This window comes from Streptococcus sp. CL6.35 (assembly GCF_049737915.1).
Classification (GTDB): Bacteria; Bacillota; Bacilli; order Lactobacillales; family Streptococcaceae; genus Streptococcus.
On the sequence record NZ_JBKOTU010000001.1, the window covers coordinates 198849 to 220524 of the forward strand.

The 21676-nt window shown below is 38.2% G+C and carries 23 protein-coding genes; 6 read left to right on the forward strand and 17 right to left on the reverse strand.

The annotated features are described in order from the left end of the window. Positions 1-8 precede the first annotated feature (8 nt). The 6 genes from ACLNCP_RS01000 to dhaK all read right to left on the reverse strand — a co-directional run bounded on the left by ACLNCP_RS01000 (position 9) and on the right by dhaK (position 4447). Positions 9-473, reverse strand: coding sequence for an NUDIX hydrolase (locus ACLNCP_RS01000; protein ID WP_001135768.1), 465 nt, complete (start codon positions 471-473; stop codon positions 9-11). 9 nt (positions 474-482) lie between these two features. Continuing rightward, the gene (locus ACLNCP_RS01005) at positions 483-1136 is read right to left on the reverse strand and encodes a uracil-DNA glycosylase (protein ID WP_070527491.1); all 654 of its coding nucleotides are present in this window, start codon (positions 1134-1136) and stop codon (positions 483-485) included. A 61-nt stretch (positions 1137-1197) separates the two neighbouring features. Next, positions 1198-1890, reverse strand: a complete 693-nt coding sequence (locus ACLNCP_RS01010) for a YjjG family noncanonical pyrimidine nucleotidase (protein ID WP_023948175.1) — start codon at positions 1888-1890, stop codon at positions 1198-1200. A gap of 596 nt (positions 1891-2486) precedes the next feature. Further along, on the reverse strand, positions 2487-2861 hold the full coding sequence (gene dhaM, locus ACLNCP_RS01015) for a dihydroxyacetone kinase phosphoryl donor subunit DhaM (protein WP_024057030.1): 375 nt from the start codon (positions 2859-2861) through the stop codon (positions 2487-2489). After that, positions 2861-3436: a dihydroxyacetone kinase subunit DhaL gene (gene dhaL / locus ACLNCP_RS01020; protein ID WP_424843901.1), complete on the reverse strand. Its 576-nt coding sequence runs from the start codon at positions 3434-3436 to the stop codon at positions 2861-2863. Before dhaL ends, dhaM begins: the two co-directional genes overlap by 1 nt. Positions 3437-3457: 21 nt before the next feature. Then, entirely contained in the window at positions 3458-4447 is a 990-nt protein-coding gene (dhaK, locus tag ACLNCP_RS01025; protein WP_424843902.1) for a dihydroxyacetone kinase subunit DhaK, read from the reverse strand. A 153-nt stretch (positions 4448-4600) separates the two neighbouring features. Between dhaK and dhaS the strand changes: the two genes are divergently transcribed. Continuing rightward, positions 4601-5131 carry a dihydroxyacetone kinase transcriptional activator DhaS gene (gene dhaS, locus ACLNCP_RS01030; RefSeq protein WP_000168615.1) on the forward strand — a complete coding sequence of 177 codons (531 nt, stop codon included), beginning with the start codon at positions 4601-4603 and terminating at the stop codon, positions 5129-5131. Beyond that, positions 5128-6117 carry a DhaKLM operon coactivator DhaQ gene (gene dhaQ, locus ACLNCP_RS01035; protein ID WP_424843903.1) on the forward strand — a complete coding sequence of 330 codons (990 nt, stop codon included), beginning with the start codon at positions 5128-5130 and terminating at the stop codon, positions 6115-6117. The genes dhaS and dhaQ overlap by 4 nt, the downstream gene beginning before the upstream one ends. Positions 6118-6320: 203 nt before the next feature. Here dhaQ and ACLNCP_RS01040 read toward each other — a convergent pair whose 3' ends face one another. From ACLNCP_RS01040 to ACLNCP_RS01055, 4 genes are all read right to left on the reverse strand, one after another. Then, positions 6321-6860, reverse strand: coding sequence for a ClbS/DfsB family four-helix bundle protein (locus tag ACLNCP_RS01040; protein ID WP_424843904.1), 540 nt, complete (start codon positions 6858-6860; stop codon positions 6321-6323). A gap of 57 nt (positions 6861-6917) precedes the next feature. Beyond that, positions 6918-7412 (reverse strand): YkgJ family cysteine cluster protein, encoded by a 495-nt coding sequence (locus tag ACLNCP_RS01045; protein WP_424843905.1) that lies wholly within the window; start codon positions 7410-7412, stop codon positions 6918-6920. Between the two features lie 133 nt (positions 7413-7545). Beyond that, positions 7546-9279, reverse strand: coding sequence for a phosphoenolpyruvate--protein phosphotransferase (gene ptsP, locus ACLNCP_RS01050; RefSeq protein ID WP_004241506.1), 1734 nt, complete (start codon positions 9277-9279; stop codon positions 7546-7548). 5 nt (positions 9280-9284) lie between these two features. Continuing rightward, complete coding sequence (locus ACLNCP_RS01055) at positions 9285-9548, reverse strand: phosphocarrier protein HPr (RefSeq protein WP_000146947.1); 264 nt, start codon at positions 9546-9548, stop codon at positions 9285-9287. Positions 9549-9898: 350 nt separating this feature from the next. On the opposite strand from ACLNCP_RS01055, the gene nrdH reads away from it, so the two are divergent. From nrdH to ACLNCP_RS01075, 4 genes are all read left to right on the forward strand, one after another. Then, positions 9899-10117, forward strand: coding sequence for a glutaredoxin-like protein NrdH (nrdH, locus tag ACLNCP_RS01060; RefSeq protein WP_000259240.1), 219 nt, complete (start codon positions 9899-9901; stop codon positions 10115-10117). 80 nt (positions 10118-10197) lie between these two features. Beyond that, positions 10198-12357 carry a class 1b ribonucleoside-diphosphate reductase subunit alpha gene (nrdE, locus tag ACLNCP_RS01065; protein ID WP_004254513.1) on the forward strand — a complete coding sequence of 720 codons (2160 nt, stop codon included), beginning with the start codon at positions 10198-10200 and terminating at the stop codon, positions 12355-12357. Between the two features lie 195 nt (positions 12358-12552). Beyond that, on the forward strand, positions 12553-13515 hold the full coding sequence (gene nrdF / locus ACLNCP_RS01070) for a class 1b ribonucleoside-diphosphate reductase subunit beta (RefSeq protein ID WP_000451386.1): 963 nt from the start codon (positions 12553-12555) through the stop codon (positions 13513-13515). A 142-nt stretch (positions 13516-13657) separates the two neighbouring features. After that, entirely contained in the window at positions 13658-14425 is a 768-nt protein-coding gene (locus ACLNCP_RS01075; RefSeq protein ID WP_000917573.1) for a DeoR/GlpR family DNA-binding transcription regulator, read from the forward strand. Between the two features lie 105 nt (positions 14426-14530). On the opposite strand, the gene ACLNCP_RS01080 is transcribed toward ACLNCP_RS01075, so the two are convergent. From ACLNCP_RS01080 to ACLNCP_RS01110, 7 genes are all read right to left on the reverse strand, one after another. Then, the gene (locus tag ACLNCP_RS01080) at positions 14531-14788 is read right to left on the reverse strand and encodes a DUF3884 family protein (RefSeq protein WP_424843906.1); all 258 of its coding nucleotides are present in this window, start codon (positions 14786-14788) and stop codon (positions 14531-14533) included. A gap of 42 nt (positions 14789-14830) precedes the next feature. Beyond that, positions 14831-16237, reverse strand: coding sequence for a 6-phospho-beta-galactosidase (lacG, locus tag ACLNCP_RS01085; protein ID WP_261024741.1), 1407 nt, complete (start codon positions 16235-16237; stop codon positions 14831-14833). Positions 16238-16575: 338 nt separating this feature from the next. Continuing rightward, positions 16576-18267 (reverse strand): lactose-specific PTS transporter subunit EIIC, encoded by a 1692-nt coding sequence (locus tag ACLNCP_RS01090; protein ID WP_424843907.1) that lies wholly within the window; start codon positions 18265-18267, stop codon positions 16576-16578. Continuing rightward, the gene (locus ACLNCP_RS01095; RefSeq protein WP_001078329.1) at positions 18267-18584 is read right to left on the reverse strand and encodes a PTS lactose/cellobiose transporter subunit IIA; all 318 of its coding nucleotides are present in this window, start codon (positions 18582-18584) and stop codon (positions 18267-18269) included. The genes ACLNCP_RS01090 and ACLNCP_RS01095 overlap by 1 nt, the downstream gene beginning before the upstream one ends. A gap of 35 nt (positions 18585-18619) precedes the next feature. Further along, on the reverse strand, positions 18620-19456 hold the full coding sequence (locus ACLNCP_RS01100) for a PRD domain-containing protein (protein ID WP_424843908.1): 837 nt from the start codon (positions 19454-19456) through the stop codon (positions 18620-18622). A gap of 272 nt (positions 19457-19728) precedes the next feature. Then, positions 19729-20979: a glycosyltransferase family 2 protein gene (locus ACLNCP_RS01105; protein ID WP_156012001.1), complete on the reverse strand. Its 1251-nt coding sequence runs from the start codon at positions 20977-20979 to the stop codon at positions 19729-19731. Positions 20980-21099: 120 nt separating this feature from the next. After that, the gene (locus tag ACLNCP_RS01110) at positions 21100-21390 is read right to left on the reverse strand and encodes a DUF3884 family protein (protein ID WP_156012000.1); all 291 of its coding nucleotides are present in this window, start codon (positions 21388-21390) and stop codon (positions 21100-21102) included. Positions 21391-21676: the final 286 nt, after the last annotated feature.

Consider the following 21676-nt stretch of genomic DNA (forward strand, 5'->3'; position numbering starts at 1 on the left):
TTTCTCCTTTATTCATAGAAATCAACTTGGGTATCCAACAATTTATCCCCATCATAAACAAACTTGGCTGAAAAGAAGGGTTTATCCTCTAAAAGCCACTCAACAAAGGTATGGTCACCTTCCCAAGTAGGCTTACTCAAAACCTCGTCATAGGGAACCCATTCTAGCGTCCCCTCATTGCAGTCAATCAAGTCGCCCTCAAACTCCGTCACCTTAAAAACATAGGTGTACCAGTCTAAATCTGGCGTAAATTCTGGAAAAGTGATAACACCTTTTAGAACTGGCTTGGCTTTGAGCCCTGTTTCTTCGAGGATTTCACGCGCCGCGCATTCTTGAGGTGTCTCACCACGCTCTAGCTTACCACCCACGCCAATCCATTTCCCTTCATGAACATCATTGGGTTTCTTATTACGGTGGAGCATGAGCAGTTCTTTTCCGTTATCAATGTAGCAAATCGTCGCTAACTGAGGCATATTTTCTCCTTATCTAAGCCAATCGATTGGCTCTTGTCCTGTCTCTTTTAAGAATGTATTGGCCTTAGAAAAAGGCTTGGAACCCCAAAATCCTCTGTAAACAGATAAAGGACTGGGATGGGCTGATTCGATAATCAAGTGATGAGGATTGGTAACTAAGACCTTCTTCTTGCGTGCATAAGCTCCCCAAAGTACAAAGACCACTGGTCTATCCAGACGATTGACCACCTGAATCACAGCATCCGTAAAAGGCTCCCATATCTGCCCAGCATGACCATTAGCCTGTCCAGCAGGAACAGTCAAGCAAGCATTGAGAAGTAAGACTCCTTGCTCAGCCCAAGCTGTCAAATCATGGGATTTCTTAACTCCGATATCATCTGACAATTCTTTCAAGATATTTTGCAAGGATGGCGGAGCTGGGATAGAGTCAGGTACAGAAAAACTCAAACCCTGCGCTTGACCTGGTCCGTGATAGGGGTCTTGCCCCAGAATCACTAGCTTCACTTCTTCAAGCGGTGTAGTCAAGAGAGCCTGAAAAACCTTTTCCTTAGGTGGATAAACAGTTCCTTGAGCATAGACCTGCTCCATAAACTGATTGATTTTCCCGAAATAACCAGCAGGTAACTGCTCCTTAATCAAAGCATGCCAAGACGAGTGTTCCATAGCCGACTCCTTCGTTTTTACTGCCTCTATTATAGCAAAAAGTGGCTGTCTAAACCACTTTTTACAGTTTATCTAAACAATCCAGCAAGTCTCGGTAAGAATGGACTTCGTAGGTTGGCTGGGCTTGTGTGGGATTTTCGAGTTGATGAGGATTGTACCAAATCGTGTCAATCCCAGCATTATTGCCGCCTTGAATGTCGGCGGTTAGAGAGTCTCCAATCATCAGCGTCTTTTCTTTGCTAAAACCTGCAATCTGTTGACCAATTTTTTCATAAAAAAGAGCATCCGGCTTTTGTGTTTGCAGCTGTTCAGAGATAAAGACTTGATTGAAATAAGGTGCCAGACCAGATTGAGCCAAACGCCCTGTCTGAATGGCAGTAATGCCATTTGTCGCAGCATACAAGTCATAATCACGCTCGATGAGGCTGTCCAAAAGTTCATGAGCGCCAGAAATCGTTTGTCCCTGTTGGGCTAAGTAAAATTGGTAACGTTGGGCTAGAAAACTACCATCTTTCTCCAGTCCAAAATGAGAAAATAAACGAGAAAAGCGCGTGTTAACCAGCTCTTGTTTACTAATTTTCTTTTGCTCCAAATCCTTCCAGAGAGCCTTGTTCATGGGAACGTAAAAGTCTTTGTAGGCCTGAATATCTGCAACCCCTTCTTCTTTTAGAAGTTGCGTCAAAGCCACATCCTCAGCAGCATCAAAATCAAGAAGAGTGTGGTCAAGGTCGAAAAGTAGAAATTTGTAGGACAATTTGAGAGTTTTCCTTTCTGAAAAGAATTATGAATATTATAGCATAAAGTAAGAAAGCCATACCAATTTATTCCATCTATTTGACATACAATTATCGCAACTAAAGGCTACAAGTATACTTATAAATCACTCTTCTAGACTTTTGATTGTCAAAATCTTTCAGAATAGAACAATCCTAACTATCGAATACACTAACTTCATAAATATATATGTAATTTTAGACCTAGAATTCCTATAAAGTAAATGTTTTTACACTCTTCTAAACCATTGATTGCTTTAAATCTAAATTTTTGAAGGATTCTAAAGCTAGAATAGTCCCATCACAATCAGTTTTGAATTATTATACTCAATGAAAATCAAAGAGCAAACTAGGAAACTAGCCGCAGGCTGTACTTGAGTACGGCAAGGCGACGTTGACGTGGTTTGAATTTGATTTTCGAAGAGTATTAACAATTTAGAAACGCTATGATTCCACTCCTTTTACATTAAAAAGGAACTGCGCAAGCAATCCCTTTCTGATTTTGAAATTATTTACTTAAACTTTGATAGTAGTGATAATCAATAACCCACCTATAAAAAGAGTTATAGTAAATTCCTTATTTATTGATTTCAAGTTCCGCCAACTGTGTTTGAATAACCGACAGTTCTGCCCCAGTCTGAAGAAGAGCAGCTGCAGTATAGGCGCCTTCTACAATTGGAACACTGTTGATGATGATACTCTTATCACTGAAATCAGCCACCATTTCTAAATTCATTTTAGCAGAACCTAGGTCAAAAAAGGCAAGTAAAGTATCTGCTGGATTTTCAGAAATAACCCTATCTACTTGATCAAAACTAGTTCCAATTCCTCCATCTTCGGTTCCTCCTACATAAGTAATCGGAACATCTTTAGCCACTTCACTAATCAGTTCAACAACACCATGTGCAATTTTTTTGGAATGTGAAACGATAACAAGACCAATACTTCCCATTAAACCACCCCAGTTTCTAATAGAGCAGTAAAGAGTAATCCTGATGAGAATGATCCAGGATCAATATGTCCAAGAGAACGTTCCCCTACATAAGATGCTCTTCCTTTAGTTGCAAGTAAATCTTTGGTAGCATTCACTACCTGATCAATAACCTCTTGAGTCAACTGGCCATCAGACAAGGCTGCAATAACAGGAGTCCAAACATCAACCATTGTCTTTTCTCCAACTTCTGCTTTCCCACGTTTGACAATCATATCCAAACCACTTTGTAAGATTTCTTCTAATTTCGAATTTGAATCAGCCTTGGCCATGCCCATAAAAGCAGAGCCATACAAGGGACCAGAAGCACCGCCTACCTTACTCAGTAGTTGCATTGACACAAGTTTAAAAACATCACTACTTGTCTCAAATTGCTTTCCTTCTAAGTTTTCCATAACTGCAGCCATGCCACGTGCCATATTTCCACCGTGGTCACCATCTCCTATAGGAGTGTCTAGCTCACTAAGGTAATCTTTCTGTTCTTGAATCTTTTCATTAAAAAGCTTCATCCATTCAAGAGCTTGTTCAACATTCATGCGACATATCCTCCTTGAGTTTTACCAAGCTGGGGTAGTAACAGGTGTATTTAGAGCATCCAACCACTCATCATCTGCCAATCGAATCAATGTTAATGATAATCCAGCCATATCGATTGATGTCATATAGTTTCCAATTTTCTTAAATGCCAACTCAACACCTTTTTCATGGAGTAATTTAGCCACATCATTTGCAAATACGTATTGCTCCATAAGAGGAGTGCTTCCTAAACCATTGATGAGAAGGCCATAGCGTTCTCCAGCTTTAAGTTGGAAACCTTCAGATAACTTTTCAACCAATTCTGAGGCCAATTGTGCTGAGGGTTGCATCTTCTCTTTCTTATATCCCGGTTCACCGTGGATACCAACTCCGTATTCAAATTCATCATCTTCTAGAACAAAACCTGGTTTGCCAACTTCTGGAACAGTAGCGCCAGATAGAGCTAAGCCAATTGTTTTAATTTCTAAGACAAGTTTGTCGGCCGAGTCCTTCATTTCAGATAATGTTTTACCAGAACGAGCCGCATCACCCAAAATTTTATGGACTAATATAGTACCTGCGACACCTCGACGACCTTGGGTATAGAGACTATTTTCAACCGCAATATCATCATCGACTACAACACTTGCTACATCAATACCTTCCATTTCAGCAAGTTCTTGTGCAATTTCAAAATTCATGATGTCCCCAGAATAGTTCTTGATGACCATGAAAACTCCAGCACCTTCATCAGCCGCCTTGATGGCTTCTAAAATTTGGTCCGGAGTAGGTGAAGTGAAGACTGCTCCACAAATGGCAGCAGACAACATTCCATCTCCTACAAATCCAGCATGACTTGGTTCATGTCCTGAACCTCCACCTGAAATGAGTCCAACTTTTCCTGTCTTTTCTGCCTTTCTAACGATGACATCAAAACCATCTAAGCGTTCTACCAAGTCATCATGCATGAATGACAATCCCTGCAACATTTCATCAACAACTTGTGTCGGTTCATTTATAATTTTTTTCATGAGAAACTCCTTTCGGCATGTATCTTTGTTTTCGCTTTCATTATATATTTTTTATTGCTAGATGATAAGGGACAGATTCTATTATTTGTCCCCTTTTAAACCCGTTTAAAACATTTTTTTGGTAAAATGAAGTAAGTAAAAGAAAGGCTTCCTATGGCATCATCACTTATTACAAAAAAACGGATTACCAAGGCATTTAGAGACCTTTTAGCTACTAGAGAATTTGACAAAATCTCCATTGTAGATATCATGGAATCAGCTGGCATTCGTAGACAGACCTTTTATAATCACTTTCTTGACAAATATGAACTGCTAGACTGGATATTTGAAAATGACTTAACCGAGTATATCACCAATAACTTGGACTTCATTTCGGGCCAAAAACTATTACAAGAATTATTTTTTTATTTCGAACAAGAGCGTGACTTTTATATTCAACTTTTTGATATTCAAGGGCAAAATAACTTCTATGATCACTTTATCAGCTACTGTCGCTTGCTTGTATCAAAAATTTTAAGAGAATACGGTCAGATTGATATCGATTCATCTGCTTATACTTGCTTTTTGTTAGACTATCATTCACATGCTCTAGCAGAAATCGTGAAGGCTTACGTCAATAAAAAAAGTCCAGTTCCACAACCAGACTTTCTAATCATGACAATTATTGGAAAGAGACCACAATGACATTTATTTCAAATCATAAACAGAAAATTATTTCAAGTTACATTTCGGCAACTGTCAGCAGTCATCCTGAATTAGAAAAACACCCTACTTTACCACTAGTCCATCAAAAAAATCGCAATCCTCATCAGGTTCCAATATTGTCGGGTGGAGGTTCCGGTCACGAACCTGCTCATATTGGATATGTGGGAGAAGGAATGCTTACTGCTGCTATCTATGGCCAATTATTTACTCCTCCTACAAGAACTGAAATCTTAGAGTCCATTCGTTTTTTAAACAATGGTCACGGTGTCTTCATCATTGTAAAAAATTTCGAAGCAGACACCAAAGAATTTAGCTGGGCCATTAATACTGCTAGACAAGAAGGAATTAAGGTTGGCTATAGTCTAGCACACGACGATATTTCTATTGAACCTCACAATAGATTTCAAATTAGAGGAAGAGGGCTTGCAGGGACTATTTTACTTCATAAAATTCTAGGATATGCAGCTCAAAATGGAGCTGACATAGAACAACTAACCGATTTAGGTCATGAACTTGCTCCCGAAATCGCAACAATTGGCTTTGCAACGAAAGCTGCTAGTCTCCCCCAAGCCACCCTTCCACTATTTAACTTGGAAGAAGGAAATATTTCTTATGGTATTGGGATACATGGCGAAGAAGGATATCGTATCGTCCCATTCCAATCATCGGAAATCCTTGCAAATGAAATTATAAGTAAATTAAGATTACACTATCATTGGAAACATGGGGATCAATTTATATTGCTTGTAAATAATCTAGGCACTACCAGCAACTTAGAAATGGGCATATTTATCAATGATCTCCTTCAACTCTTAGAAATTGAAGGAGTCACTATTACTTTTATAAAATCAGGAACATTTATGACCAGTCTAGATATGGCAGGTATATCCGTAACTCTTTGCCCTGCTAAAAATAAACAATGGTTAGAAGCGCTCAATGCTCCAACGACAGCTTTTGCATGGTAATTTGCTTGTATAACTCAAAAGGGCTACATCACTTGATGGCCCTTTGCTTTTATCTTATACTCAATGAAAATCAAAAAGCAAACTAGGAAACTAGCCGCAGGCTGTACTTGAGTACGGCAAGGCGACGTTGACGCAGTTTGAATTTGATTTTCGAAGAGTATTACGTTTAAAAGAACTCATTCTTGCAATTTCAAATAGGCCATCTATCCTTTACAATTCTTCCGATGAGCTTTGAGTTTTTTCAGAGCCCAATCATAGTGGCTTGACGTGCTACTAACAAAGTAGGAACCTAGACTTGTTCCGCCGGTCCACTTATAGCCACCTTTGGTAAAGAGTTCGTCATTGCTAAAAACTTCTATCAACTCTAAAACCTTCCTATGTGATTGTTCTTGGAGTCTAGTCGCTTCTTCTAAGGAGGTTTTCTGGTGCTTCTTCCAAAAAGCGACATTCATTTCTCCATAAGTTTTCCAAGTATAAGGTTCAGGGAGAAAAGGTCTTTCGTGACCTTCTTGATTAGAATGTACCCAAGTCAAAAGTAACTGCTGCCATTCATAAAGATGGATCAAGACATCCCGTAGATTTTTATCCCTTTTCCAGTGAGCTTCTTTTTTCTTTGAGTCTCTTGAAAAATCAAATGGAGTCTGTAGCTCATCTTCACTTAGTTGGGAGATGAAACGATTGAGCTTGTCATAGTTTTCCTTAGAGGCCAGCATTAGCTCCTCTTTTGTTTTCGGTCTAGGCACAGGAGTACTCCTTTCATATTACTAGTTATTATTAGAGATTTTTTATCCTTTAAATCTCTATAACTTATCCTTTAATTTCTCAACAAAGAGATAGGCTGCTGGACAGGTCAAAGTATTCTTAATCGTCAAATGGTTGATTTGATGGATTTTTTTACGGTCCGTATGGGGAAACTCTCGACAGGCCTTTGGACGAACTTCATAGATGGAACAGAGATTATCTCCTCCTAAAAATGGGCAAGGCATGGATTTAAAAACCTTATCGCCATCTTCATCTACCTGCAAAAACTCTGCTTCAAAAGCTGGTAATTTCATCTTAAAATACTTGGCGATTCGTGTAATATCCGCTTCTTTAAAGTCAGGCCCCAATGTCTTGCAACAGTTGGCACAGGCAGTGCAATCAATCTCCTCAAAGACTTCTTGGTGAATCTGCTGAGCTAGCTTGTCTAGGTTTTTAGGAGGTTTTTTCTTTAGATTGGCTAAAACTTTTCGATGCTCCTTCTGCTTTTGTAAAGCTAGCTGGTGGTAGTACTCAATATCAATTTCTTTAGACATGGTTTCTCTCTTATTCTATTTGTTTCCCCCTATTATATCATGCCTCTGTCTCATTGAAAAGTGGAGTTTATTAGACTATACTTTTCCAAAATGCGTCAAAAAACCTTGCAACTAGGTTACAAGGTTAATGACATTAGTCGAAGTTAACGTATTCTTTTTGAAGTTCAAGAACTTCTTCCATTGTTGAACACTCTGTAAGGGCACGGTTAGCGTACTCTTCCATCTTAGCAGTGTCCAATTTCTTCATCAAGCTACGTGTACGAAGTACTGATGTTGCTGACATAGAGAACTCATCCAAGCCCATTCCGACAAGAAGTGGAACAGCTTTTTGGTCACCAGCCATCTCACCACACATACCAGCCCATTTACCTTCAGCGTGAGCTGCCTTGATAACGTTGTTGATCAAGCGAAGGATTGATGGGTTATATGGTTGGTAAAGGTATGAAACTTGCTCGTTCATACGGTCTGCTGCCATTGAGTATTGGATCAAGTCGTTTGTACCAATTGACATGAAGTCTACTTCTTTTGCAAATTGGTCTGCAAGCATCGCTGCTGCAGGGATTTCAATCATGATACCAACTTGGATGTCATCCGCAACTGCAACACCTTCAGCAAGAAGGTTTGCTTTTTCTTCTTCATAAACTGCTTTAGCTGCACGGAATTCTTTCAAGAGCGCAACCATTGGGAACATGATACGCAATTGACCATGAACAGAAGCACGAAGAAGGGCACGGATTTGTGTACGGAACATTGCATCTCCAGTTTCAGAAATAGAGATACGAAGAGCACGGAATCCAAGGAATGGGTTCATTTCATGTGGCATATCGAAGTAAGGAAGTTCCTTATCTCCACCGATATCCATCGTACGAACAACCACTGGTTTACCATTCATTCCCTCAAGAACAGCCTTGTATGCTTCATACTGCTCATCTTCAGTTGGGAAGTCTTGAGAATCCATGTACAAGAACTCTGTACGGTAAAGTCCAACAGCTTCTGCACCGTTGTTGTTAACACCTTCAACGTCTTTTGGAGTACCGATGTTAGCAGCCAACTCGAAGTGTTTACCGTCAGCAGTCACTGTTTGAGCATCTTTCAAAAGTGCCCATTCAGCTTTTTGTTTAGCATAAGCTTCACCAGCTGCTTTAAATTCTGCCGCTTGTTCATCTGTTGGGTTGATAATCACTTCACCAGTAATTCCGTTAACGGCAAGGATATCGCCGTCTTTCACTACTTCAGTGATGTTATTTGTTCCCAATACAGCTGCAATTTCAAGTGTACGTGCCATGATAGCTGAGTGGCTTGTACGTCCACCGATGTTTGTTACAAAAGCTTTTACAAAGTTTTTGTCCAATTGAGCTGTATCAGATGGTGTCAAGTCATGCGCAATCACGATTACTTCTTCATTGATAGAAGCTGGGTTTGGCAATTTCTTACCAAGAAGATTTGCCAATACACGTTTTGTCACGTCGCGGATATCCGCTGCACGTTCTTGCATATATGGGTTGTCTTCCATGCCTTCAAAGATAGTGATGAACATGTCAGTCACTTCTTTAAGACCTGCTTCAGCATTGACTTTCTTAGCACGGATTGTTTCTTTAATCTGACCAATCAATTCTGGGTCAGCAAGAACCATCAAATGAGCGTCAAAAACTTGAGCCGCTTCTTCACCAAGCGTACCTACAGCTTTCTCACGGATAAGAGAAAGCTCGTTTTGAGAAGCTTCAAGAGCTACATCCAAACGAGCCTCTTCTGCGTTTGTATCTTCGACTGAAACAGTCTCGAATGACAAATCCGGTTGAACGAGTAGATATGCTTTTGCAACTGCAACACCATCAGATGCTGCGATTCCTTTAAGCATTTCTGTCATTTTCCTTATGCCAATCCTTCTTTTTCCATTGTTTCTGAGATTGCAGCGATAGCGTCATCTGCATCTGCACCTTCAGCTGAGATAGTTACGTCAGCACCTTGGCCAACACCAAGACTCATAACACCCATGATTGATTTAAGGTTAACTGATTTACCTTTGTACTCAAGAGTGATATCTGAAGCAAATTTGCTAGCAGTTTGTACCAACAATGTTGCTGGACGTGCGTGAATACCTGTTTCTGCCACTACGTGGAAATCTTTAGAAGCCATAGTTTGACTCTCCTTTTGTTCTTTCTTTTTTGAGTTATATGTGATAACCCTTACAATTTGGTATTATATCATCTTCTAGGATTTTTTTCAAGCATTTTATGGGATTTATTCGATTTCCTTTCAGATAACTTGCTGAAAATCTTCTATTCTAGATAACAAAACACAGGATATAGTTTTTCAAAAAACAACTTATAGGATAATTATCATCTTTTCACAAATCAAACACTACATATTGTGTTTTGTGGGCTTGAGTAGAAAAATAGACCACTATATTTAGTTTTAAATCATTGACAAAAATTTATTTTCTGATATACTAAGAAAGTAATCTATTTTGAAAGAGGAGTTACACAATGGTAACCGTTTATTCTAAAAACAACTGTGTCCAATGTAAGATGACCAAACGTTTCTTGGACAGTAATAATGTCGCTTATCGTGAAATCAATCTTGATGAGCAACCTGAGTACATCGATCAAGTTAAAGAGCTCGGTTTCAGCGCAGCTCCTGTTATCCAAACACCAACTGAAGTCTTTTCAGGTTTCCAACCAGGAAAACTGAAACAATTAGCATAATCTTAGTACATCATCCAGAAGAAACTGCTTCTAGGGCTAACTTAGAAGCCTTTCTTTTGTAATTAGATAAGGGAAATTTTATGGGATTAAAACATCTTGAAGACGTGACTTACTTCCGTCTCAATAACGAAATCAACCGTCCTGTCAATGGACAAATCATGCTTCATAAAGATAAGGAAGCCTTGGATGCCTTCTTTAAAGAAAATGTAGTTCCAAACACTATGGTTTTTGATTCAATCAAAGATAAAATCAACTACCTCATTGAACACAACTACATCGAAACAGCCTTTATCAAGAAATACCGTCCAGAGTTTTTGGAAGAATTGTCTCAATTTATCAAAGACCAAAACTTCCAATTCAAGTCTTTCATGGCAGCTTATAAATTTTACAATCAATATGCTTTGAAAACTAACGACGGTGAATATTATCTTGAAAGCATGGAAGACCGCGTCTTCTTTAACGCCCTTTATTTCGCTGATGGGAATGAAGCTATTGCCATCGATATTGCCAATGAAATCATCCACCAACGCTACCAACCAGCTACTCCTTCCTTCTTGAATGCTGGACGTGCTCGTCGTGGAGAATTAGTATCATGTTTCCTGATCCAAGTAACTGATGATATGAACTCTATCGGACGTTCTATCAACTCAGCTCTTCAACTTTCACGTATCGGTGGTGGTGTGGGAATTACCCTCAGCAACCTTCGTGAAGCTGGTGCACCTATCAAAGGCTATGAAGGAGCAGCTTCTGGGGTCGTTCCAGTTATGAAACTTTTCGAAGATAGCTTCTCTTACTCAAACCAATTGGGTCAACGTCAAGGTGCCGGTGTTGTCTACCTCAACGTCTTCCACCCAGATATTATCGCCTTCCTTTCAACTAAGAAAGAAAACGCCGATGAAAAAGTTCGTGTAAAGACCCTTTCACTTGGTGTTGTAGTACCCGATAAATTCTACGAATTAGCACGTAAAAATGAAGAAATGTACCTCTTCAGTCCTTACTCTGTAGAACTTGAATACGGTGTACCATTCAACTACATCGACATCACTGAGAAATACGATGAACTAGTCGCAAATCCAAATATCCGCAAGACAAAAATCAAGGCGCGTGATTTGGAAACTGAAATCTCTAAATTGCAACAAGAATCTGGCTACCCTTATGTAGTCAACATCGACACAGCTAACCGTGCAAATCCTGTTGATGGTAAGATTATCATGAGTAACTTGTGTTCTGAAATTCTTCAAGTCCAAGAACCAAGCTTGATCAACGATGCTCAAGAATTCCTTCAAATGGGAACAGATGTTTCATGTAACCTTGGTTCAACCAACGTGGTTAACATGATGACTTCACCTGACTTTGGTCGTTCTATCCGTGCTATGGTTCGTGCCCTTACTTTCGTTACAGATAGTTCACACATCGTAGCTGTTCCTACCATCGACCACGGGAATAGCCAAGCTCATACCTTTGGTCTTGGTGCCATGGGACTTCACAGCTACCTTGCACAACAATTGATTGAATATGGATCGCCTGAGTCTGTTGAGTTTACTAGCATCTACTTCATGCTCATGAACTACTGGACCTTGGTTGAGTCAAACAATATCGCGCGTGAACGTGGTATCACCTTCCACAACTTTGAAAAATCAGACTATGCTAACGGAAGCTACTTCGACAAGTATGTAACTGGCGAATTTGTTCCAAAATCAGACCGTGTTAAAGAACTCTTCAAAGATGTCTTTATCCCAAGTGCTGCTGACTGGGCTGAACTTCGTGACAAGGTTCAAGCAGATGGTCTTTACCACCAAAACCGCCTTGCTGTAGCGCCAAATGGTTCTATCAGTTACATCAATGATGTTTCTGCTTCTATCCACCCGATTACGCAACGTATCGAAGAACGTCAAGAAAAGAAAATCGGTAAAATCTACTACCCTGCTGCTGGCTTGTCAACAGAAACCATTCCTTACTACACTTCTGCCTACGACATGGATATGCGTAAGGTGATTGATGTCTATGCTGCCGCAACTGAGCACGTGGACCAAGGACTTTCACTCACTCTCTTCATGCGTAGTGACATTCCAAAAGGTCTTTACGAATGGAAGAAGGAAAATAAGCAAACGACACGTGACTTGTCTATCCTTCGTAACTATGCCTTTAACAAGGGAATCAAGTCTATCTACTACGTCCGTACCTTTACAGATGATGGTGGAGAAGTCGGTGCCAACCAATGTGAAAGCTGTGTGATTTAATCTTTGCTTGAGGAAACTACTTTTTCTCAAATTAGTGATTCATTCACCCTGCTAAACTAAACTGGAATAAGCACCTATACTATGGAAAAACACAAAAGTCGGACTTCCGACTTTTTGTGCGATACTCCTCTAGAATTATGATAAAATAGAAGTAATTGTGAGTTCGCAATACTAAACACAGAAAGAGATTTCAAAATGGAAACTTACTACAAAGCCATTAACTGGAATGCCATCGAAGATGTCATCGACAAATCAACTTGGGAAAAACTGACGGAGCAATTCTGGCTTGATACACGTATTCCTTTGTCAAATGACTTGGATGACTGGAGAAAGCTATCAAATGTAGAAAAAGACTTGGTTGGAAAAGTCTTTGGTGGTTTAACCCTTCTCGACACTATGCAATCTGAAACTGGGGTTCAAGCCCTTCGCGCAGACATCCGTACACCGCACGAGGAAGCTGTTTTCAATAACATCCAATTTATGGAATCTGTCCACGCAAAATCTTACTCATCAATCTTTTCTACCTTGAATACTAAGGCTGAGATTGAAGAAATTTTCGAATGGACCAATACCAATCCTTACCTGCAAAAGAAGGCTGAGATCGTCAACGAAATCTACCTAAACGGTAGCCCACTTGAAAAGAAAGTTGCCAGTGTCTTCCTTGAAACCTTCCTCTTCTACTCTGGTTTCTTCACTCCCCTCTACTATCTTGGTAACAATAAACTAGCCAACGTCGCTGAAATTATCAAATTGATCATTCGTGATGAGTCAGTTCACGGAACCTACATTGGTTATAAATTCCAGCTCGGTTTCAATGAATTACCTGAAGAAGAGCAAGAAAAACTCAAAGAATGGATGTACGACCTGCTTTATACTCTTTATGAAAATGAAGAAGGCTACACAGAAAGCCTCTATGACGGTGTTGGTTGGACGGAAGAAGTCAAGACCTTCCTTCGCTACAATGCTAACAAGGCGCTCATGAACCTGGGACAAGATCCACTCTTCCCAGACTCAGCAGATGATGTCAACCCAATCGTCATGAACGGTATTTCAACAGGAACATCTAACCACGACTTCTTCTCTCAAGTCGGAAATGGCTACCTTCTTGGTGAAGTTGAAGCCATGCAAGACGATGACTACAACTACGGTTTGGATTAAGTCAACTATTTCAGAAGCGATAACAAATATCATGGTTTGTTTAAAACAACCATGATATTTTTGTTTTTGTTTTCTTTTGTTTTTTAAATTGATTGATTGAATACTTTATGATAAAATAGTAATAGAAATAGAGGTGATAACGATGCTAAAGCAGGAAAAACTAGATAATATTCTAGAAACGGTAAATACAAAGGGAACTATTACTGTAAAAGAAATCATGACTCGCTTAGATGTGTCAGATATGACTGCTAGACGCTACTTGCAAGAGTTGGCAGACAAGGATCTACTTGTTCGTGTGCATGGAGGAGCTGAAAAAATTCGTACAGGCTCCATTTTAAACAATGAACGTTCCAATATTGAAAAACAAAGCTTACAAATCGCAGAAAAACAAGAAATCAGCCGTTTTGCAGGCCATTTAATCGATGAAGGGGAAACCATTTTTATTGGTCCAGGGACAACCTTGGAATCTTTTGCCCGTGAACTTCCAATCGATAATATCCGTGTTGTAACAAACAGTTTACCAGTCTTTCTCATCTTAAACGAACGAAAACTAACAGATTTGATTTTAATTGGTGGAAACTATCGCTCTATTACTGGAGCCTTTGTCGGAACACTAACCTTGCAAAACTTGGCCAATTTACAATTTTCTAAAGCCTTCGTTAGCTGTAATGGTATTAAGGACAATGCGATTGCGACCTTTAGTGAAGAGGAAGGTGAATCTCAACGCATCGCCCTCAATAATTCCAATAAAAAATACTTACTAGCTGACAACAGTAAGTTCAATAAATTTGATTTCTATACCTTCTACAATATCTCTGATATTGATACCATCGTTTCAGACTCTAAACTGAGCAAAGAAACCTTCGAACAACTTTCAAAACAAACAAAAATTATTCTTTCTAAACCATAAAAATGAGGATTAATAAAAATATAAAATGCGTCATATCAAGAAAATAAGAATCTTGATATGACGCATTTTTAGATGAAGATTTTTACAAAGAGTTTCCTAGATTCTTTATGATTGTTGAAACGGCATAAAATCTGAATCAAAGGAGATATTATCCCGTTCTTCAGGACTGATAAAATTTAAAAAGATATTTTTAAATTCTTCCAACTCATAGTCTGAATGACAAATCCATTCTTTACCGGTAGAGACATACCATTTCCCAAGTTTTTTCAGCTCCTCATTAGTCAAACAAGGTATTTGAGAGCATTTTTCGAAATTTATAATATAAACTTTTTCATAAATAGATTGGATAAAATCTTTGAACATCTTTTTGCCTCACTAGAATTCTATATCTAATTACTCATTCTACTACTCAATCACTTGAGTTTCCGCTACTTTCTTGTACCAGTGAGCTGATTTCTTAGGATAACGTTCTTGAGTTTCAAAGTCTACATAGAAGAGACCGTAACGTTTTTCATAACCGTTTGACCATGAGAAGACATCCATTAATGACCAGATGAAGTATCCTTTGACGTTTGCACCATCTGCAATAGCATCGGATAATACTTCCAAGTGTTGTTTCACATAATCAATACGACCATCATCGTAAACAGTGTTATCAACGAACTCATCTTTATATCCAAGACCATTTTCAGTGATGTAAATCTTCTTGTAGTTCGGATAATCTTTCTTCACGCGCATGATTTGGTCATACAAACCTTGAGGGTAGATAATCCAATCCCAGTCCGTACGTGGTACATAATCAGGAGCTACACGACGACCAACACCTTTGATTTGGTATTTAGAGCTTCCTTTTTCACCTTTACCATTATGGATGATTTCAGTTTCTCCATCAAAGGCTTCCATCCAGTCGCTCATATAGTAGTTAATTCCTAGGAAGTCATTCAAGTCTTTTGCGGCTTCTAATACTTCGAAATCTTCTTCACGAAGATCTAAGCTACCACCATTGGCAGCCAAGATAGCCTCTACCCCTGCCAGAGTCTTTTCAGAGTAGTGCCCCAGATAAGTTGCATCCAAGATAAATTTGTTATGGATAATGTCCTCCAATTCTGCCGCAATAACATCTGCAGGATTTTCAGGATCAAGTGGGTACTTAGTTGGCAGAGCATGAACCACACCAATTTCACCTTTATAGCCTTTCTCTTTATACAATTTTACCGCGCGTGCATGAGACACCATCATATTGTGGTGCGATTGGAAGACTTTGGCAAGGTCGTACTGAATACCTGGAGGGAATTTACCAACCAAGTATTGACCATCACCGATTGGTCCAATTTCATTAAAGGTTGTCCAATAGTTTACTTCTGAAAATTCTTCAAAACAGAAGGCAGCATAGTCTACAAAGTGTTCGATATTTTCACGATTTAAGAAGTCTCCATTTGAGTGGAGAGCTTCTGGCGTGTCAAAGTGATGAAGAGTTACAAAAGGCTCAACGTGACGTTTGTGACACTCTGCAAATAAATTATGATAAAACTCAACACCTTTCTGATTTACTTGACCATAACCAGTCGGGAAAATACGTGACCAAGCAATAGAAATTCGAATGCCATTGACACCATACTCTTCTGCCAACTTGAGGTCAACTGGGTATCGATTGTAAAAATCACTGGCTGGTTCTGCAGTGTACCAGTAGTTATCTTCAAGATATTTATCCCACGCTACTGGTCCTTTACCATCAGTATGTGTAGCACCTTCTGCTTGATAGGCAGCTGTTGCGCCACCGAAAATAAAGTCTTTTGGTAATGTTTTTGTCATTTTTTTCACCTATTTCTTGATTTAAATAAAGTAAAAGTGAGAGGAGAGGAGTCAGTGAGCCATCCTTCTCCATCTCACTTCTTGTACCAAGTCACCGAATTGTGACATGAGGAGGTAAAAACGGTATCTTTTTACCGACAAATTAACAAGGCGATTAGGAAATTCGCCATAGCGATTTCCGTAACGATAGGAGACTATTTCAGAGTCCCTATCGTTAATCGAATTGTGACATGAGAAGGTAAAAACAATATCTTTTTACCGACGAATTAACAAGGCGATTAGGAAATTCGCCATAGCGATTTCCGTAACGAGAGGAGACTGTTTCACAGTCCCTATCGTTAATCGAATTGAGCTTGTACGAATGCAAGAGCACCTTTTCCATCACGAGTTAATTTGATGTATTGAGCGCCTTCTGTTTTCGCAAGTTTAATACCAAGTTTATCAGTTTCTGCTTTCATGTCTTCAAAGTTTGAAGCAACTTGAGGTGCAAGGATAACTAGATCAAACTCTGGCAACATTTCACGGTGAGCACCATAGCCACCTGCTGCTGCTTTCACAGGAACATTGTATTCTGCAGCTGCCTTGTTCAAAGCATTTGCAAGGAGACCACTTGTACCTCCACCTGCACAGAGAACGAGGACATTTGTTTCTTCAGTGATGGTATTTTGTGCTGCTTCTACACCCGCTTTCTCAAGAATAGCATCTGCTTTTGCAGTGTTGAAGTTTGCAGCAACTTTGTCTTTCAATTCATCATTAGATTTACCTGAACGTTCCTCTTCTAGAATTTGTTCATCATAGACCTTAAGGAATGGATAGTAAATGACTACGTCAACCACGATTAGAAGAGCAGCAAGAATGAATGATAGAACTTGGAAGTTCGTACCAAGAACTAGACCTAGTGGAGCTGGGGTTGTCCATGGTAGATTAGCAGTAAATGAATTCATTCCAAGAGTTTCAATGAAGAATTTAAAGATCCAAACGTTTACGATAGGAGCAAAAATAAATGGAATGAAGAAGATTGGATTTAATACCAATGGAGCACCAAACAAGATTGGTTCGTTTACACCAAAGAATGTTGGAACTACTGAAGCACGTCCGATTGCACGATTACGTTTCGATTTTGTCAACCACATGAACATGAATGGAACAACTAGTGTCGCACCTGTACCACCCATGGTAACGATAAACATTTGTGTACCAGAAGTAAGAATCTTGTCAGCGTGCATACCTTGTTGGAGAAGGTTCAAGTTGACTTCGGCATTTGCATAGGTAATAGCTGCGATAGCAGGCTCAACGATAGATGGACCATGGATACCAACAAACCAGAAGAAGGCAAAGGCACCAAAGATAATGGTAATACCTAGATAACCATCAGCAGCAGAGAATAATGGTGCAAAGAATTTACCGATTGATTCTGCTACACTAGCACCAACAAAATGACGAGCTAGTAAATCAAGAGCATAAAGAGAAACAACTGATAGAGTGAATGGAATCACATCTTTAAAGACTTGTGAGATATTTGGTGGAACTTCGTCAGGCATACGAATAGTGACGTTGTTCTTAACACAAACCTTATAGATGGCTACGGTAACAAAGGCAGCAAGGAAGGCTGAAAGCAAACCTTTTGTCCCCAAGAATCCAGTAGCTAGACCATTTTCGATAGGATCAGCTGCCAACATCAACAAACCAACAATTGCTGCCAACAATGTTGACATATAGTTGATTTGATTGGTCTTCTCCATGCTACGGTTTACTGAGTCGGTCAATGACTTAGCTGTTGTACCAGCTACCAAGAGAGCCAGAATACCCATAGAATAGCTGTAAGGTTTCATCAGAAAAGCTACAACTTCATCAGACCATTTAAAGCCCCATGAGTTTGGTACAAAGGCAATCAAGATAAAGATACTTGAGAAGAGAATAACAGGCATACCTGCAATGAAACCATCACGAATAGCACGAAGATAGATATTACGAGATAGTTTCTCAAAGAAAGGCTTTCCTTTCTCGATAAATGCAATTAATTTATTCATTACTTAACTCCTCTCTTGTAGAGTTCAATTAAATGGTGCATCAAATCTTTTAACAAGATGGTTGTCATCAAGTGATCTTGACCGTGCATCATGGTCACACTATAGGCTAAGTCCTCACCAGAAGCTTCCTTAGTTAATAGACTTGTTTGCGCGTGGTGAGCCTCTGCAATACAGCTACCAGCTTCCTCTACCAAAGTGTCCGCTTTCGCAAAATCACCAGCTTCAGCAGCCTTCAAGGCTTCCAATAATTTTGAACGAGCATCGCCAGCATAGGCTACGATTTCAAAACCTAACAATGTTACTTCTTCTCTATTCATGATAGAATTCTCCTTATATAGTTTTAAATAAATTTTTATGACAATAAACGTTGGATATGTAGAACTAGATAAACTCGTTCACTCTTATACAAATCAAGACCTGTATGTTGCGTAATCACATCATAGATCTTGGAACCAATCTCGAAGGCTTTTGGATAGGATTGTTTAATATGATCTTCCATATCCAGAAGTGATTGGTTATCATCTCTAGATCTGTCTAAATAATCCAAGAAATAATTCAAATGAATCATAAAACGATCATAGAAATGATTATTCTCTTTGGTTCGTTGAATTGCATAACCCTTTAGCACTTCTTCAACATTCCTGAGAATTTCTTTCCTCTTATCAATCGACTCCACAAGTTCCACTTCATTTTCACCTTCGGCATTAATGAAATGGTAAGCAATCCGAATAATTTCGTCCTCAGGAAAATGATCCGCTAGCTTCTGACGGTAAATTTCAAATGCTTCATTTGCAATTTGAAAAGCGACAGGATACTTAATGGAAATATCTGGCAGATTACTATCCTTGTACCTTCCTTGTGCTAGAGCTTGATAAGAACAGTAAATATGGTCTGTCAAGGTTACGTAGAGATATTCTTGAATCGGATAGTGATACTTCTTTGAAAGCTTATCAATGATCTCATAGGTCACTGTGATAAAATCTAGCGGAACATCTTTGAGAAGAGCCATAAAGTTTTCTCTTGACTCTTCGGTCTTCATCCGAAAGATTTTCTCCACCTGCTGTTCAGCAATCAAATCTCCCTTCTTCTTTCCAAATGTAATCCCCTTACCAATCACAATCACTTCTTCTCCTTTATCATTTCTGACAAGCGAGACATTATGATTTATTGGATTTAGAATTCGATACATGTCAACCTCCTTTTATATCTTAAAGGTATATGAGTACAAAAAATGACCACAAATGAACTAGAAAATCAGCCGATTTCTAATTCACCTGTGATCATGCCTAATATTACTTAGTAACACTCACCTTGTATTAACTTGTGATTTAAGTATATCACAAGCAAGTTATTTTGTAAACCTTTACATGTAACTTTTTTAAATTTTTTTGTGTTTTTTCATCAGAAAGTGTTTATTAGATTAATTGGATTAATTTTTCACCTTTTTAAAAAAGTAAAAAGTTAATGCCTTAAAAAATCATTTAAACTTGAGTTTGTGAAATACCATGGTATATCGCCATCGTTTTCTAACATTGATTTATATACCGTGGTAGCCTTTCTAAACATTCCTCCATATATTAAGAAAGTCCCAAGTAATGATTGAAAATATTTATCCGAAAAAATTCTATCATCACAATCAAAAGAGGATATTTTATTAAATATAGTAAAATAATCGATAGAAATTTCACTAATTTCATTCTGAAGCTTCAAAAGTTTATATAAAAAGTTTAAAAAAACAAAATCAGAAAATCGGATTCCGTCAGCTTCTATTTCTTCAAATTTTTCAATAAACTCCTCAAAGTGTCCGATTTGTATTAATTTAATACAAACTAGAATTTTTATGCGAACAATATAGTAGTCCGTACTATCTATTAAAAAATGCTTTGAGAAATCAATTATATCCTCTTTAGATAATGTATCTAAATTATCTCTTAAATATAAATACACCCATCTTGGCTCCGCAGGGTACATACTAATATTTTCTAACAGAAGAGAATTGTATAATTCTTTTTTATCAGTTGTAACTCTATTCTCTCCTTGAACTTCTATATCTAGATTAATATGTTTAGTTTTTTCTTCACAAGTAAGTACCTCATGTACTTTCCCTTTATAACTTATAGATGAAACATTCTTAAATATCTTACCGGTTCTATACGTTTCTTTACTCCTTCTTATTTTTAAATTAAATATGGTTGATTGTAAATTTTCAAACATAGCAAAATAAGCTAACATATCCTTTAGTAATGTCTTTTTGTCCATCAATAATTCATCAGCATCTAAAACCAGTATCCAATCACACTTTGACTGTCTTATTGCAAAATTTCTAGCTTCTGAAAAATCATTATTCCATTTGAAATGACTCAGTTTAATTCGGTCATCCGACAAATTTTGGATTATTTCCACCGTTCTATCGGTAGAACCCGTATCTACTATAACAATTTCATCAGCTATCCAATCTATGCTTTCCAAACTGTTTAAGATATAATTTTCTTCATTTTTCACTATATAGACAACAGATAGTGTGACACTCTCGTCTATACTAAAGCTTTTGATATTTTCTTGCTCATCTAATAAAACTTCTCCTTCATCTATCCAATCATCTGAATCTACTAATAATACTATTTCCTCAATTGTCTGTTTTACTTTTTCTGAGTGGACTGTCGAAATATTTTTTTTAAGATAATTTAAAAATTTGATAGGATTTGATTTCATAAAAAACCTCTGGTAGGGCTACATTAAAAAATAGGCAAAGACTCAACCAACATTAAAATCAGAGTTTCAATCTCCTTGAGATCTGAATAATATTAGAGTCTCTACCTCATTTTACTATCCTTACATAACTAAGCCATAAGGGTAATAATCAGTTGAGAAATTCACTAATGTTTTTTCTGAATCTTGTATCTTTACAATGCGTAAGAAAAGTTTTTGGAATTCATTAAAATCATAATCTGAATGACACACCCATTCATCAGTAGTTGTAACATACCACTTCCCTATTAATTTAAAACTTTCATCAAACTCAGGAATATAACCTAGTTTTCTAAAATTAACAACAAAAACAATCTCATGAGTCTTTTTTAATATTGAACCCAGTAATCTAGAATAGATTTTTAAAATAGCCATGATAAGTCCTTTCCAGTAGAAAGACAACGAAATTCAAAGATAAATTATTTTATCTTTGAAGTAAAAAAGCTTATTCGTTGTAAGTAAAAGACTGCACCTCCAAAATAGATAACATCTAAAGGAGGCACAATTCTTTATAGTTAGTTAGAATCAGTTACACACATGACGCATATAAGCGCATGCACTAGCTGGATCTGATGTTCCCAGACCCGCTAAAGCAATATCATGAGCACAGGTAATGGCTGCCCATCTACAATTAGCAGATTATCCACCAACAATTTCCTGT

Excerpts from the sequence above, each read along its gene's own strand:
- lacG (WP_261024741.1), bottom strand. The coding sequence starts at position 16,237 with ATGACAAAAACATTACCAAAAGACTTTATTTTCGGTGGCGCAACAGCT.
- nrdF (WP_000451386.1), top strand. The coding sequence starts at position 12,553 with ATGGAAACTTACTACAAAGCCATTAACTGGAATGCCATCGAAGATGTC.
- ACLNCP_RS01100 (WP_424843908.1), bottom strand. The coding sequence starts at position 19,456 with ATGTATCGAATTCTAAATCCAATAAATCATAATGTCTCGCTTGTCAGA.
- ACLNCP_RS01045 (WP_424843905.1), bottom strand. The coding sequence starts at position 7,412 with ATGTCTAAAGAAATTGATATTGAGTACTACCACCAGCTAGCTTTACAA.
- ACLNCP_RS01110 (WP_156012000.1), bottom strand. The coding sequence starts at position 21,390 with ATGGCTATTTTAAAAATCTATTCTAGATTACTGGGTTCAATATTAAAA.
- ACLNCP_RS01105 (WP_156012001.1), bottom strand. The coding sequence starts at position 20,979 with ATGAAATCAAATCCTATCAAATTTTTAAATTATCTTAAAAAAAATATT.
- nrdH (WP_000259240.1), top strand. The coding sequence starts at position 9,899 with ATGGTAACCGTTTATTCTAAAAACAACTGTGTCCAATGTAAGATGACC.
- ACLNCP_RS01090 (WP_424843907.1), bottom strand. The coding sequence starts at position 18,267 with ATGAATAAATTAATTGCATTTATCGAGAAAGGAAAGCCTTTCTTTGAG.
- dhaS (WP_000168615.1), top strand. The coding sequence starts at position 4,601 with ATGGCATCATCACTTATTACAAAAAAACGGATTACCAAGGCATTTAGA.
- dhaM (WP_024057030.1), bottom strand. The coding sequence starts at position 2,861 with ATGGGAAGTATTGGTCTTGTTATCGTTTCACATTCCAAAAAAATTGCA.
- dhaK (WP_424843902.1), bottom strand. The coding sequence starts at position 4,447 with ATGAAAAAAATTATAAATGAACCGACACAAGTTGTTGATGAAATGTTG.
- nrdE (WP_004254513.1), top strand. The coding sequence starts at position 10,198 with ATGGGATTAAAACATCTTGAAGACGTGACTTACTTCCGTCTCAATAAC.
- dhaL (WP_424843901.1), bottom strand. The coding sequence starts at position 3,436 with ATGAATGTTGAACAAGCTCTTGAATGGATGAAGCTTTTTAATGAAAAG.
- ACLNCP_RS01000 (WP_001135768.1), bottom strand. The coding sequence starts at position 473 with ATGCCTCAGTTAGCGACGATTTGCTACATTGATAACGGAAAAGAACTG.
- ACLNCP_RS01075 (WP_000917573.1), top strand. The coding sequence starts at position 13,658 with ATGCTAAAGCAGGAAAAACTAGATAATATTCTAGAAACGGTAAATACA.
- ACLNCP_RS01005 (WP_070527491.1), bottom strand. The coding sequence starts at position 1,136 with ATGGAACACTCGTCTTGGCATGCTTTGATTAAGGAGCAGTTACCTGCT.
- ptsP (WP_004241506.1), bottom strand. The coding sequence starts at position 9,279 with ATGACAGAAATGCTTAAAGGAATCGCAGCATCTGATGGTGTTGCAGTT.
- ACLNCP_RS01080 (WP_424843906.1), bottom strand. The coding sequence starts at position 14,788 with ATGTTCAAAGATTTTATCCAATCTATTTATGAAAAAGTTTATATTATA.
- dhaQ (WP_424843903.1), top strand. The coding sequence starts at position 5,128 with ATGACATTTATTTCAAATCATAAACAGAAAATTATTTCAAGTTACATT.
- ACLNCP_RS01095 (WP_001078329.1), bottom strand. The coding sequence starts at position 18,584 with ATGAATAGAGAAGAAGTAACATTGTTAGGTTTTGAAATCGTAGCCTAT.
- ACLNCP_RS01055 (WP_000146947.1), bottom strand. The coding sequence starts at position 9,548 with ATGGCTTCTAAAGATTTCCACGTAGTGGCAGAAACAGGTATTCACGCA.